The following is a 12,844-nucleotide window of genomic DNA, read 5'->3' on the forward strand; positions in this document are numbered from 1 at the left end:
ACATCAAACCAACGTTTGTCGAAGTATGACCAGTCAAAAATTCGGCATCCATCCTTTGAATGTGAACCAGATAAAAACCATCGATTAGTTCAACAAACACTCGCTTAAAATCAACAGACAATCAACTGAGGACGAATTAGATCATAAACAAAACTTTGTTCATTAGAGTGATTAAAGACTTGATTAACGACACCACCAGCCATATGTGAGTGTCCTCCACCAAACCCAGCACCTGTATCATTCAAAGCTCTCTTTATCACCTTAGCTACATCATTTTTGGGGCACTCAGAACGCAATGAAACGAATGTTCTCTCATGGCTACGAGCACTTAACACTACTATATCTATTTCATCAACGGTCAATAGAAAGTCGCCAAGCACTCCCAGCATATTTTTGGGGCACCCTTCTGGTAAGCTGCCAAATGCACAATTGCCGTCTTTCCTAATAGTTTCAAACATGGAATCAAATAACTTCAATTCTTGATATTCGATTTGATTGCGACAAATACGATTTACCATATTCATATCGGCACAGCTTTGGAGTTGAAAGAGAGCTTTGATATCAGCTTTGTTCATTGCTCGGGTAAAATTTGCCGTATCGAACGTTAATCCAACAAGTAAAGCCGTTGCTACGCGCTCTGGAATAGGCAGATCGTAATGATTAAAGTACTCAACCATAATGGAAGCTGTTGCGCCATAGTTAGGTCGAATATCTGAAAACCAAACGAAACTGGGTGCTATAACCTGATGATGATCGATCACACCAACTTCTATACCTGGTAAATCGGTAACGTTTTTTTCACCAATACAGCCATCCACAACAATGATTTTATCATTGGGTTTTAGATCTAATCGGTGTGACTTAACGATGGGAATATCAAGCCACCCAATCAAATTATGTAAAGAAACACGGTCAATAAAGCCTTGATAGGTAATGAGGGGTTTAAAGCCCTTCTTCCTAAGTAAATAAGCGAGAGCAAAAGCGGAGCCTACCGCATCATGATCAGGAAAGTCATGAGCTTGAATGATGATTCGTTCACAGTCCTTCAGGCGTTCCAGAAAATCGTCAAATGAGAAAATAGACATACTTCACCTTAACCTTTGAGCTTTTCTATTGTATTGAGAACAGTTTCAGTACCACTATCCAATTGACTAACCATCTCATCTCCATGTTGAATTCCAATAAAAACGCCGATAGCGATTAAGAGAAGAGCAATAATTTTTAACATGAAAATACCACCATCTATAAATAAAGCGAATCAATTGAGCTCTATAAGTAAGAACAACACCCTCCTAAGCCTCTCAAATAGAAGCAAATTAAGAAACACTCCTCCCAAATTAACTAAAACTTGCTCACATTTAACAAAACAAACATTGACTTATATCTCATTGCGATTGATGCGCTATTGAGTGATATTCAACTAGATTATATGGTCTTGAGCTCATCTGACACTACGGCCATACGGAAGACTTATCTAATGACACGGAATAGAATTGTCACAGGTATGCTATTTGCGCTAGCACCAACTCTTAGTTTTGCTAACGCTGACAATCAATTTGAATTTTCGCACTCTAAACAGGGAACTGTATGTTCATCTAATCCTGATATTTGGCAACTTGGCGGAGAGCTGCAAGTTGATGCTCCTATTTCGCTGAATGGCAAGGTCATCACTCGCGGCGGACAAAAAAAAGCAAGCAATAATGTTGACCTATTTGCAGGACAAGAGTCCTCTACCGAACAACAATACATGACGAGTTCTATCGGATGTATACAATCTGACGACCCAATGTCATTGGTTGGTGCTGTCGCATCTTTATACGAAGTACAACACACCACATTGAGCAGCTCAGACATCCCACCACCAGTTCGAGAGCCTGATCTGCCCAAAGCGCCAGAAATCGTCAAAGACCAATTTGAAACCAAAACTCAATTTGATCAACGCGTCGAAAAATTGCGAATAGAACGACAACAACAGATAGCCGCTATACAACTTAAATACCGTCAACAAGTAGAAGCTCGAAATGCCAAAATTCGAGTCCTACAAGAAGGGGCAGACTCTCGAAAGGGCAACTTGGGCGTGCAAAAAACTCGACTCGTTGCTAAGGCTTTTAGAGATGTAATGGGTAAGCCGGTCGTCACAACAAAGAGTTATGATGCTGAAAACCAGCAAATGCACCTGTTGTTTAAAGCGTCAAATCAAAACTATCAGCGAGACATTATTCTAAACGTGCCTCAAGAACAGGCTCGTGATGTCTTTAGCAATATCGATAAGCTTGATCTCGCACTCACCTACTCTTACGACGAGAACCAATTAGAGCTTGTAAATATAAAAGGCAACTACAATGACGTGATGTACTCCGGCGATGTGGCTAAAAGCAATTATCAACCGGAAGCTCTGAGTGTGGTTCTTAACAGTGGCTCAAGCAGTGCCGGGACTCCAGGGCTAGAGATGCAAAACCCTAACTTAATCGATGCGTTTGAAGTCGATTCACGCCTATCGGCAACGGACAACACCGCCTCTGATGAATTGAAACAACTACTTAATGGCTTTGTGCCTGTGGAAAGTAATTCATCCAACTGGTTCTTCAACCTATCTATAGAAGATTACGCAAATTCAGATCAAGTAGCCTTTGCGCGCAGCAGTGGTGAAGTGATGTCTGACGTCGCGACAAAAGTTCTGGGTGTTCCAGAAAGGCACGTCTACGAGCTCATTGACCGTGACGCAACCAGTGGTGCGATTAAAGATAAGTTACGTTTAATGTTAGACAACGTCGATGAAGGCGATACGGTTTACTTCTACTACAGTGGACACGGTATCCCTGCAATTCCCGATAATGATCCTTACATTCTCCCGCAAGATAAAATCCCTGACTACATAACTGATGATGAGTTCTTCAAACTCGACAACCTCTACAAAACACTGTCAAACAGCAAAGCAGGCAAGATTGTCGTGATGGTAGACAGTTGCTTCAGCGGAGCGACTGATGGTGTATCGGTCATCAAAGGGGTTGCCGCATCAAGACTGGCACCGAAAAAAGTCAGTATCGATCCTGAGCGTATGGTCGTGATCACCGCGGGACGCGATAAAGAATATTCCAATATGTACCAAGAAAAAGGTCATCGTCTGTTTAGTTATTACCTCATGAAGTCAATGATCGAGGGAAACAAGAATGTGAATACACTTTATCAAGATGTTTACGACAAAGTGAAATCTGCCTCTTTTGAGATGGGGGATTTAAAACGTCAACATCCAACAATTACCGGTAACCAGACTATGTCTCTTTAAGAGCATGTCTCTTTTAAGATCGTACCACTTTTAAAACTATTTCAATTTACAACCTATTTGAAACATTGATTAAGGCTTATATCCATGTTTAAGAAAACACTTTTAGCAACATCCGCTCTTCTAATCTCATCAACAGCCTTCGCTGCGGATGTAGAGAACTCTAACCTAGATATCGCGTTCCAAGGAGCTCATTTCCAAGGCGCTGGTAATCAAGTAACCATGCTGCGCGTTCCTGTAACCAACAAAGATACAGGACAAACCCAGTTCTTTGACATGAGCGCAGAGTTCGCAGCCGATAAAAATGGCAACCTGATATTCAAAAATTTGAGTTCAATAAAATCAGTGGCTTTTACTAGCGCAAACCAACTACTCGCAGGACATTACTTAGACCCAGACAATTGCAGTTGGTTTGTTGAAGGGCCTTCGGTAACTTCTAACGGCCGATCCAGTTGGAGCTTCTTAAAACCAGCAAATAACATTGGTTGCTTAAACAGTAGTCAGCGTTCAGGACAAGTATTGAGTGGTCCTTTAGAAGGTAATCAGTTAGTCATCACACAAGATAAAACGTATCAAAAACTGATCAAAACATCTGAGGGCAACCTTAATTATGGTGTGTACAACGGGTATGCCCTGTCTGCGATGCAGACAGGAAAGAGCATAGGCCTTAGCACTTATAACAAGAGTGGTTTGCATGCAAGTTGGACAATTATGCAAGCACCTTACCCAGGTAAAAAAGAAGACTAATGAAAATACTAGCGCTAATCATCTCCCTGTCGAGTGCTTGTGCTTTTGCTTCCCCGTCTTGGTACGGGGAAGTGCCATTAGACTCAACTTTGAGCTATGGGTTCGGCAAAGGCAACACTTATCAACAAGCCAAAGACGCGGCTTATCATGATCTGGCTAAAAGTGTTGAAAACCGAATAGTCAGTAAGAGCACCAGTACTAAAACCTTCGAAAATGGTGAGTTGAAAAAATCTGCGGCTTCTCATAAAGAGTCCATATCCAATGTGGTTTTCCGAAACAACGTCACCATTATCAACAGTGAAAAATCGCAAAACCAGTTTTATGTTCAAGTTCAATATGACCCCGAGTCATTTGCACAAAAGCTCTCTGCTTGGTTAAAGAAATCACAATGTCACAGTGAATTACACCCATACTGGTCAACAACGACCATGCTAAAAAACTGGGTGGAACAACACCAATGTCTGCCGGATATAGATATCGAGCGGTTTGCTGGGGGCTGGATGCTTTCCAACAGTAGTGGCCAGTTAATACTACCGGAAGCAAAGTATAACCACCTATTTTTCAACTATTCAGATGAAAGTATAAAGATTCGCTCATCCAAGCGACGACTCAATGCTGGCGACCATTACTTTATTCAACTCAACTCAAACCAAGCGGGTTATCTCTCTTTGTTTCAAGTTTATGAAGATGGCAGTACAGGCGTGTTAGTTGAAAACCATCAAGTCACAGATGGCGACTCTATCGAGTTTCCAGATAGAAATCAGTATGACGGAATCGAAGCGCTGCTCAACAACGGACAAGAGACCTACGATACCAATATCGCATTGCTCTGCCCTACAAAAATAGACACCTCTAGATTTGAGCGATTGGATGAATCGCGTTTATCAACAGACACCCCAGGGTTTGGGTTGATCCTGAACTATTTCGAGCACTGTGATTTTGTCATGGAACGGCTCTCGATAGAGAAAGGTTAACCCCTCGGTCAAGGAACAGATATGAAGAAAATAATTTGCCAGCTATCCCCTTTAGCGATACTGATCTCTAGTGGATGGGCATCTGCAGATACGCTGCAGCAAGCGTGTGAACTTTCAATTACCGAACAAAGTTGCCCTAGCGTCGAACATTTTGTCAATCAACCTTTTGAAGCGAAAGATGAGTTTGAAAAATACAAACTCTGCAGTGAAGCCCAATTTGATCTTTACAAAGTGCAAAAAAACTGCGAATTCGATCAATATGTGGCACAAGCTCAACAAGAGTTTGATAAGTTTAAAATCAAAGTTTCAGAATCTTGGGATAATCCTACCTTTAGCGACCAATTTAAGTGGGTCAGCTACAGCCCCTCTCTACAAATAAAGCGTGAAGTTAACTTCGAGAAAAATACGATTCAAGTCACCACTATTGCAGGTGAAACAACCTCAATAGAAGAACTCAAAGAAGAGATCGTGCGCACGTCTCAGCTGACCATAGGCGAAGCCCAACAAGCCGATGCTTATACCTCTGAACTGATTGAAGCAACAAATGTTGAGAAACTCAGTGACAAGACATTCTTACCCGTTTCCGAAACACCAAAGGTTCAGGCTCAAGAGTTAGACAAAGCTCTTGAAAATGTGGCCGTGACCAAAGCCAAAGACAGTAAAGGCAATACCGTTCTCAAAGCCGTTATTTCTTTTCCGCCAAGTTGGCTTAATCGTAAAGAACAACGCTTTTTTGATACCGTGGAGGTTTACGCAGAAAAATACAAACTTGAGCCTGAATTTATACTGTCTATCATCAAAACAGAAAGCGCTTTCGACCCTACAGCAACTTCACATGTTCCAGCCTTTGGCCTGATGCAAATTGTCCCAAGTTCCGCAGGATTAGATGCGACAAACTTCCTATTTGGTGAACAACAGTTACTGAATAAAGAATACTTATTCGACCCCGAAAAAAACATTGAGGTCGGTACCGCTTATTTACACTTACTGCGCTCTCGCTACTTCAAAGGCGTTACCAATGAAGAGAGCTTAAAGTACTGCATAACAGCGGCTTACAATGGAGGTATGGGGCCAATCTATCATATTTTCGGTGGCAAACGCTCAGTTGCAATCAAGAATATTAACCAGCTTGAACCACAACAAGTATTCCAAACTATCCAACAAAAGCATTCTGCCGCGGAAACTCGTAACTACTTGAAAAAAGTAAGTAAAGCAGAAGTGAATTACGAAAAGAATATGATTTAAGGATAAAACATGAAAAAGACTCTAATTATCGCTGCAATTACTACATTGTCATTTCAAGCAGCCGCTAACTCCGAATTTCCTAGCTGGCGCATGAACCCACAATCTGATTTGCCTGAAGGCTTAATCGCGGGTGTTGCTTGTGTTGAAAGTATGGGAGACATGACGCTTGATATGGACATCGCTTCAATGGAAGCAAGAGCATCGCTAGCCGCATCTCTCGAAGCCATGGTGCAAAAAGAGCTCGATACAAATCGAACCTCGGAGAAAAAGAAGATTGTAACAGCCGATCGTAAAGACAATGTTGTAACTACAACCGTAACCGCTAAATCGACCACAAAACAACTAACCAACCAGCTAATGAAGTTTACCTGGGTAACAGAAAGCGTTTCTGTAGAAAAAGATGTCGAAGAATATTTATGTACCCGTGTGGTTGCACGAGCACCTCAAGTTGTTGCTGAATAAGGTTTTATCATGTCAGAACAAGCTCTACCTTCATCTGTTGATAAAGCAGCACCAGAAGAAGACATGTCTTTAACTCAACAAGCTCCCAATGAAGATCAAAAAGATTTTCTTGAAATAATGAGAGAGAAGACACCAAACTCTATCCTTGCCATCATTGCGCTGATCATCGCAGGTGGTCAGTTCAACGATGCTATTGATATGGGAAGCAAAGGTTGGGACCTCTTAATTTCTAACTTTTCAGATGCTCCATCTAACGAGCGTCTTTCTAAAGTCTATATTCGTGCTTCCAGTGGCATTTTAGAAGAGACATTTGGCTCTCCGGTTTATACCAAGATGTCGAATGGTGAGGTACAGATAAAGTACTACAAAGACAGTAAGTTTATTCTTTCTGCAATAACATCCAACGACACAATAGATGCTTTTCTCATTTTCCCTAAACCGGGGTTTGTCGCTGATGTGAACTACCACGCAGGCAGCGCCACTTATTTGGAAACCAACTTCGTTAACTCGACAACAGAACATGCTGCCATATCCAATATTGCGCGTTCAGGGAATTATTACATTGAAGAAGCAGAAGGTGGTCGCTATGAACTGTTATACAGCTCTGTCGGTGGTTACAGCGAATACCTATCCCCTCTCTCTGCGCAACAACTCAAGTTACTCGCTGATTTTAATGACAAATTGATGATGGAAGAGAATACAAAAGATTCTCTAACTGAACTACGTAGTGAAATCAGGCCAAACTTCTATGGGTATACGACGGTCGATTTAGAATCACTCGCCCCTGCAATTCTTACCAAACTTGAATATGAATTGATCACTGATTAACAGCAGCGTTGGTCATTGATAATCGGTATCCAGTAATGTGTATATCTGATTCGGTTAGCTCTACGTACATTGATGAACTCATTGAGTTTGCTAAAACTGAGCAAGTCTTAAAAATCAGCTATACATAGAGAAAAAAAGAGCTCCTCATAGTGTAGGAGCTCTTCTCATTTCGGTAACTAGGGATTTAAGCAGGCTAGAGAACCAGCAACCTAACGACCTGAATAATACATACAGATTCGAACACCATCGAACTCACGAATCTCAAATGGGATCTCGTAGATCGACTCCATCACTGACTTTTCAACCACTTCAGAGACCTTGCCCGACTTAACCACTTGGCCCCTCTTCATCGCGACAATGTTATCTGAGTAACAAGAAGCAAAGTTGATGTCGTGAATCACGATAACGACCGCCTTATTAAACTCATGCGCTAGGCGACGTAGCGTCTGCATGATTTCAACCGAGTGTTTAATATCTAGGTTGTTTAGTGGCTCATCCAAGAACACATAATCCGTATCTTGCGCCACAACCATCGCGATAAACGCCATTTGACGCTGACCACCACTCAATTCATCAAGGTATCTGTTTTGGATATCGGTAATGCCAAGGTGCTCTAACGCTGTATCGACGATCTTATGATCTTCGTCTTTCAAGCGACCTTGAGAATGCGGAAAACGCCCAAAACAGACCAACTCACGAATCGTAAATCGCATATTGATGTTGTTTGATTGTCTTAACACAGCAAGGTGCTTCGCAAGCTCTTTGGTATCCCATTCAGCCAGTAGCTTGTCGCCAATAATTACTTCACCGGCATCACTTTCTGTTAAGCGACTCGCCATTGAAAGCAGTGTACTTTTACCCGCACCATTTGGGCCAATAATAGAAGTCACCTCCCCTTTCGGGAACATAGCGCTGGCATCATCCACCACGAGTGATTTGCCATACTTCTTACTTAAACCTGTTAATTTAATCACTACTTACTACCTTTACTGAATTCTGGTGCGTAACAACAAGAACATAAAATACAAACCGCCGACCAAGTTAATGATCACACTCACAGTGGTTTCAAACGCCATTACTTTTTCGATAAACCATTGGCCTGAAACCAATAGAACGACCGCTAACAAACTGCTCGCGATGATAAGCACGCGATGTTGATAAGATTTGAATATCTGACGCGCTAAACTGACAGTGATTAAACCAAAGAACAGCACCGGGCCAACCAAAGCAGTCGACACTGCCACCATCACTGACACAATCACCAAGGTAATCTGAGTCAATCGCTTGGTGTTCACGCCCAAGCTTGTCGCGTTATCAACACCAAGCCAAAGCACATCAAGCTTAGGCGCTAACAACCACAGGCCAAGCAAGCTCAAACCCAGTGGAATAAGGCTGAGGTAAACCAGTTCACCTTTCACGTTATTGAAGCTCGCGAACATCACATTTTGCAGCACTGCAAACTCGTTCGGGTCAATCAACATCGCAAGGAAGTTAGCCAAGCTTGAGAATACGCTGCCGCACACAATACCAATCAACAACAGTGTAAATACGTTGTTTCGCTTACTCTTGAAGTAAAAATGGAACAGCGCAAACGAGAACAAGATCATCACAGTCACAGACAATGAAAAGTTCGCGATTGCATCAATTACCCAAAAGCTAGTACCACCAAACACAAACAGAAGCACCGTTTGCACCAACATGTATAAACTGTCAAAACCCAAAATTGAAGGGGTTAGAATTCGATTATTGGTGATGGTTTGAAAAACCAATGACGATGCAGAAATCGCCACCGCCGCCAACACAATCGACAGCAGTTTGGGTAGTCGCAAAGACAAGAAGAACTCGTAGTTATCCCACGTAAGTCCCTGCCCCACAAATACTGCCGCCATACCCAAAGACGCGATAGCCAGAATCGCAATTTTTACTGAATCACGCATTCGACTTGTCTCTCATGATCAGGTAGATAAAAATCAAGCCGCCAAAGACACTGATTACCATTGAGATTGGAATCTCGTAAGGGAAGATAACGACTCGAGCTAACAAGTCGCAGGCCAATACCAAGATCACGCCCCAGTAGGCTGTCCAAGGCAGAATTTTCTTCATGTTATCGCCCATCATCAACGACACGATATTCGGCACGATAAGGCCAAGAAATGGGATAACACCAACGATCATCACCACTGAAGAGGCGCAGATAGCAACCAATGCAACACCAATGAAGACGATCTTCTGATAATTGAGGCCAATGTTTTTTGCGAAGCTTTCACCAATACTTGCCGCACTGAACTGACTAGCAAAGTAATAAGCCAACACACATGCAGGAACCGCGAGGTAAAGGATTTCATAGCTGCCTTGCAATACACTCGCAAAGTTCGCCATCGTCCAAGCCGACATGGTTTGTACTAAATCGTATTTGTAAGCGATAAAGGTTGTTAGAGATGAGACAACGTTGCCATACATGATGCCAATCAAAGGTACCAACACCGCATTCTTGAACTTCAAGTGTTGTAGAAAGCGGACCAATAGCATGGTGCCTAACACCGCAAACGCAAAGATAAAGCCTAAGTAGCTCCATTGAGCGGCATTACCCAGCACCAGAATACCGACGATGTACCCCAACATGGCACAATCAATCGTGCCCATCGTAGAAGGTGCAGCGAACTTGTTCTGAACAATCTGTTGCATGATAAGGCCAGAAACACTTAAACCCGCCCCAGCTAGCACAATCGCGAACAGTCGAGGGATCCGACTAACAACATAAATAGAGTTGGCGTGTTGGTTGCCATTGAAAAAATCGCTAAAACTGATCTCAGCGACTCCAATCATTAATGACGCAACGCATAACACAACAAGAAATACAGCAGCTGCAATGGGTTTCAACATAGAAGTAATACTAAAGGTAGGATCGGGGAGACCGTATAAAAAAGTGAAAAAGGGCTTATAAGAACACTCTTATAAGCCCGAGAATCTGATGACTAGTAACTATTGAATCGTACGTTCAATGTCACCCAACATTCTGTGAATCGCTGTTACGCCGCCACCTACCAGATACCAAGCACTTGAATCAAGGTAAACGATGTTGCCTTGCTGCGCTGCTGGTGTTGCCGCAACCAGTGGGTTGTCAAACAGCTGTTGTGCGCGCCCTTCTGACTTACCGATCGCTTTTTCGCGGTCAAGTACGTAAAGCACTTCAGGTTTTGCGTCAGCAATATATTCAAACGAGATTAGATTACCGTGATTCCCTTTAATCGGAGCTACTGTCGCACTCTTTGACTCCACAAAGCCAAAGTCGTCAAAGATGATTGAGAAGCGACTGCCCTTATTGAACATCGCAATGTTGTTGCCGTTGTTCATTAGCATCATTGCTGACGTTTCGTCAGACGCGACTTTGTCGTTAACCGCCGTGATAGAAGCTTGAGTCTCTTTAATGAGCGCTTCTACTTTAGCTTGCTTACCAAAGAGCTTACCTAGCGCGCGCCAGTTTTGCTGAGCATCAGCCCAGTATTTGTCACCTTCAATAGAGAACATGATGGTCGGAGCTATTTTTGCTAGTTGATCGTAAACCTTAAGCATACGGTTTTCGGCAATGATGATGTCAGGCTTCAGCATGTAGATAGCTTCAAAATCAGGTTCACTCAATGAGCCCGTATTTGCCGTCGTATCTTTGTACGAAGCTAGATAGTCAGGCATTAGGCTGTGAGGCGCGCCAACTGGCTGTATACCAATCTGATCAAGCACATCCAAGCTACCAAAGCCAAGTACTACAACGCGCTGTGGTACTTCGGTAAACTGCACCGTGCCCTTTACGTGTTCAATAGTGATTGTTTCCGCTTGAGCGGTCATTATCAATGATGATGCAAGAGCGATAGCAAGCCCACCCAATAACTGACGAACTGAATTGATTGTTTTCTTCATGTGTCTTCCTTTGCCATGGATACAAACCACCACTCATGACAATAAAAGTCACATTACTCATAGATGAGCATGGGGCGTACACAACGGCTAAATAACGATAATTTAAAGTCTGTCATTGCTTTGACAACAAACTTGTAACGCAAGTGAGAACTATTATCAATTATATTTGCGTTAAATTAGCGACACAACAACTTTATTATTCAGAAATGTAAAAGTGAGTATTCATGTTTTGCGTAGTCGGAGAGATATTAGGAATCAAAAATAGCAAAAAGCGCGAAGAGGAAAATGATCATCAATCTGAAGAAAAAACTGATGGGGAAAAGTGCCCGAAAGCCCTGTAATTACAACGCTAAACCTCCTAATTACAACGCTAAACCTCAGAGTTACGGATTGTAATTTACAATGTAAAGACCAAGAATAACAGAGACTTAACTACCACCAAGTTAATAAATCAATTAAAACCACCAATGACAAAGAATACGAAGCGGTGCAAAGCCGAGCCTCAGTCAGATACCATGGTCAATCCCCTGTCCTTCGTTCATTTAACTATCAACAAGCAACGGCAAATCATTCAAAAATATTTTTAAATTTAATTAGAAATAGGGTTGTAATTTAAAAAACTAGGCGTATAGTCCGTCACCTGGCTCTAATCTATAGAGCTGTTAATGCTAAAGTAAGTCCAAGTTCCACAAAGACAGTTCTCGATTCCCTCGTTACACCATCTCTGCGTCAGCTTTCACCTAGATAGTCATTCAATAGCTTTTAAATTAGATCCCACTACCGTTCTATTCGTCATTTGCTTTCTTTTTAGCGAATTCAAAATAGATCGACTTATTAAATATAAATGTAATAAACACAAGGCACAGTTATGTCACGCAGAACAACAAGACAAACCCATTGGTACCAACTATCACGCGAAAAAACAGTCAATAAACTAAAAGGTAATAAATGCTCAAGATTAAAATAGACTTACACAAAGAAGAGATTTCATGGGTCACCGAGATTCGACAGCTCAATAGCGATATACTCCACCGCCACATATTGCCCAAGCTACAACATCATAGTTATCTCATCGACTTTGAATTTAATGAACGAGAAAGCATCGGAACTATCGTTTCAGGCAACGGAAACACCCTAGGACATTTCACACTCCTATAGCATTTCCCATCGGCTACAAAAAGAAACACCATTTAGTTCGACAGATATAAAAAAAGTCAAAGATGTCACCCTCAATTCGCTCTAGCAGAACAAAATAGAGTAGAAGTAAAACAGATCAGAAACCTAGCCCTTTTTGCATTTCACACGCGGCTAACGCTAGCTAGGTTATCGTGCTTCTATTGAAACCAACTTATATCAAACTCTGAATCACCAATGAGTCATTATCATTGCA

Annotated in this window: 13 protein-coding genes; 7 read left to right on the plus strand and 6 right to left on the minus strand. The window is 42.0% G+C overall.

What is annotated here, in order from left to right; genetic code table 11:
- Nucleotides 1-110: 110 nt before the first annotated feature.
- Both OCV30_RS21920 and OCV30_RS21925 read right to left on the minus strand, forming a co-directional pair.
- Nucleotides 111-1,085, minus strand: coding sequence for a DHH family phosphoesterase (locus OCV30_RS21920; protein WP_065678802.1), 975 nt, complete (start codon nucleotides 1,083-1,085; stop codon nucleotides 111-113).
- A gap of 8 nt (nucleotides 1,086-1,093) precedes the next feature.
- Nucleotides 1,094-1,228 (minus strand): hypothetical protein, encoded by a 135-nt coding sequence (locus OCV30_RS21925; protein ID WP_261879044.1) that lies wholly within the window; start codon nucleotides 1,226-1,228, stop codon nucleotides 1,094-1,096.
- A 249-nt stretch (nucleotides 1,229-1,477) separates the two neighbouring features.
- Here OCV30_RS21925 and OCV30_RS21930 point away from each other — a divergent pair, with 249 nt between their 5' ends.
- The 6 genes from OCV30_RS21930 to OCV30_RS21955 all read left to right on the plus strand — a co-directional run bounded on the left by OCV30_RS21930 (nucleotide 1,478) and on the right by OCV30_RS21955 (nucleotide 7,539).
- On the plus strand, nucleotides 1,478-3,286 hold the full coding sequence (locus OCV30_RS21930; RefSeq protein WP_244499031.1) for a caspase family protein: 1,809 nt from the start codon (nucleotides 1,478-1,480) through the stop codon (nucleotides 3,284-3,286).
- Between the two features lie 84 nt (nucleotides 3,287-3,370).
- Nucleotides 3,371-4,030: a hypothetical protein gene (locus OCV30_RS21935; RefSeq protein ID WP_065678804.1), complete on the plus strand. Its 660-nt coding sequence runs from the start codon at nucleotides 3,371-3,373 to the stop codon at nucleotides 4,028-4,030.
- Nucleotides 4,030-5,004 (plus strand): LPP20 family lipoprotein, encoded by a 975-nt coding sequence (locus OCV30_RS21940; RefSeq protein ID WP_065678805.1) that lies wholly within the window; start codon nucleotides 4,030-4,032, stop codon nucleotides 5,002-5,004. Before OCV30_RS21935 ends, OCV30_RS21940 begins: the two co-directional genes overlap by 1 nt.
- Nucleotides 5,005-5,025: 21 nt before the next feature.
- Nucleotides 5,026-6,249 carry a murein transglycosylase domain-containing protein gene (locus OCV30_RS21945; RefSeq protein ID WP_065678806.1) on the plus strand — a complete coding sequence of 408 codons (1,224 nt, stop codon included), beginning with the start codon at nucleotides 5,026-5,028 and terminating at the stop codon, nucleotides 6,247-6,249.
- Nucleotides 6,250-6,258: 9 nt separating this feature from the next.
- Complete coding sequence (locus OCV30_RS21950) at nucleotides 6,259-6,711, plus strand: hypothetical protein (RefSeq protein ID WP_017102532.1); 453 nt, start codon at nucleotides 6,259-6,261, stop codon at nucleotides 6,709-6,711.
- Between the two features lie 9 nt (nucleotides 6,712-6,720).
- Complete coding sequence (locus tag OCV30_RS21955) at nucleotides 6,721-7,539, plus strand: ETEC_3214 domain-containing protein (protein ID WP_065678807.1); 819 nt, start codon at nucleotides 6,721-6,723, stop codon at nucleotides 7,537-7,539.
- A 209-nt stretch (nucleotides 7,540-7,748) separates the two neighbouring features.
- Here the strand turns inward: OCV30_RS21955 and OCV30_RS21960 are convergent, their stop codons facing one another.
- The 4 genes from OCV30_RS21960 to OCV30_RS21975 all read right to left on the minus strand — a co-directional run bounded on the left by OCV30_RS21960 (nucleotide 7,749) and on the right by OCV30_RS21975 (nucleotide 11,454).
- The gene (locus OCV30_RS21960; protein WP_065678808.1) at nucleotides 7,749-8,513 is read right to left on the minus strand and encodes an iron ABC transporter ATP-binding protein; all 765 of its coding nucleotides are present in this window, start codon (nucleotides 8,511-8,513) and stop codon (nucleotides 7,749-7,751) included.
- Between the two features lie 12 nt (nucleotides 8,514-8,525).
- Nucleotides 8,526-9,476 carry an iron chelate uptake ABC transporter family permease subunit gene (locus OCV30_RS21965; RefSeq protein WP_065678809.1) on the minus strand — a complete coding sequence of 317 codons (951 nt, stop codon included), beginning with the start codon at nucleotides 9,474-9,476 and terminating at the stop codon, nucleotides 8,526-8,528.
- The gene (locus OCV30_RS21970; protein WP_065678810.1) at nucleotides 9,469-10,422 is read right to left on the minus strand and encodes an ABC transporter permease; all 954 of its coding nucleotides are present in this window, start codon (nucleotides 10,420-10,422) and stop codon (nucleotides 9,469-9,471) included. Before OCV30_RS21970 ends, OCV30_RS21965 begins: the two co-directional genes overlap by 8 nt.
- A 99-nt stretch (nucleotides 10,423-10,521) precedes the next feature.
- The gene (locus OCV30_RS21975) at nucleotides 10,522-11,454 is read right to left on the minus strand and encodes a siderophore ABC transporter substrate-binding protein (protein ID WP_029223728.1); all 933 of its coding nucleotides are present in this window, start codon (nucleotides 11,452-11,454) and stop codon (nucleotides 10,522-10,524) included.
- A 948-nt stretch (nucleotides 11,455-12,402) separates the two neighbouring features.
- Here OCV30_RS21975 and OCV30_RS21980 point away from each other — a divergent pair.
- A complete protein-coding gene (locus OCV30_RS21980) occupies nucleotides 12,403-12,612 on the plus strand; it encodes a hypothetical protein (protein WP_004731601.1) in 210 nt (69 codons plus the stop codon).
- The last annotated feature ends 232 nt before the right edge of the window (nucleotides 12,613-12,844 follow it).

Origin of the sequence: Vibrio atlanticus (assembly GCF_024347315.1) — a bacterium.
In the GTDB taxonomy this organism is placed as follows: Bacteria; Pseudomonadota; Gammaproteobacteria; order Enterobacterales; family Vibrionaceae; genus Vibrio; species Vibrio atlanticus.

Bases quoted from the DNA above. Each gene is read 5' to 3' on its own strand.
- OCV30_RS21950 (WP_017102532.1), top strand. From the start codon at position 6,259: ATGAAAAAGACTCTAATTATCGCTGCAATTACTACATTGTCATTTCAA.
- OCV30_RS21940 (WP_065678805.1), top strand. From the start codon at position 4,030: ATGAAAATACTAGCGCTAATCATCTCCCTGTCGAGTGCTTGTGCTTTT.
- OCV30_RS21945 (WP_065678806.1), top strand. From the start codon at position 5,026: ATGAAGAAAATAATTTGCCAGCTATCCCCTTTAGCGATACTGATCTCT.
- OCV30_RS21965 (WP_065678809.1), bottom strand. From the start codon at position 9,476: ATGCGTGATTCAGTAAAAATTGCGATTCTGGCTATCGCGTCTTTGGGT.
- OCV30_RS21975 (WP_029223728.1), bottom strand. From the start codon at position 11,454: ATGAAGAAAACAATCAATTCAGTTCGTCAGTTATTGGGTGGGCTTGCT.
- OCV30_RS21935 (WP_065678804.1), top strand. From the start codon at position 3,371: ATGTTTAAGAAAACACTTTTAGCAACATCCGCTCTTCTAATCTCATCA.
- OCV30_RS21970 (WP_065678810.1), bottom strand. From the start codon at position 10,422: ATGTTGAAACCCATTGCAGCTGCTGTATTTCTTGTTGTGTTATGCGTT.
- OCV30_RS21955 (WP_065678807.1), top strand. From the start codon at position 6,721: ATGTCAGAACAAGCTCTACCTTCATCTGTTGATAAAGCAGCACCAGAA.
- OCV30_RS21925 (WP_261879044.1), bottom strand. From the start codon at position 1,228: ATGTTAAAAATTATTGCTCTTCTCTTAATCGCTATCGGCGTTTTTATT.
- OCV30_RS21930 (WP_244499031.1), top strand. From the start codon at position 1,478: ATGACACGGAATAGAATTGTCACAGGTATGCTATTTGCGCTAGCACCA.
- OCV30_RS21980 (WP_004731601.1), top strand. From the start codon at position 12,403: ATGCTCAAGATTAAAATAGACTTACACAAAGAAGAGATTTCATGGGTC.
- OCV30_RS21920 (WP_065678802.1), bottom strand. From the start codon at position 1,085: ATGTCTATTTTCTCATTTGACGATTTTCTGGAACGCCTGAAGGACTGT.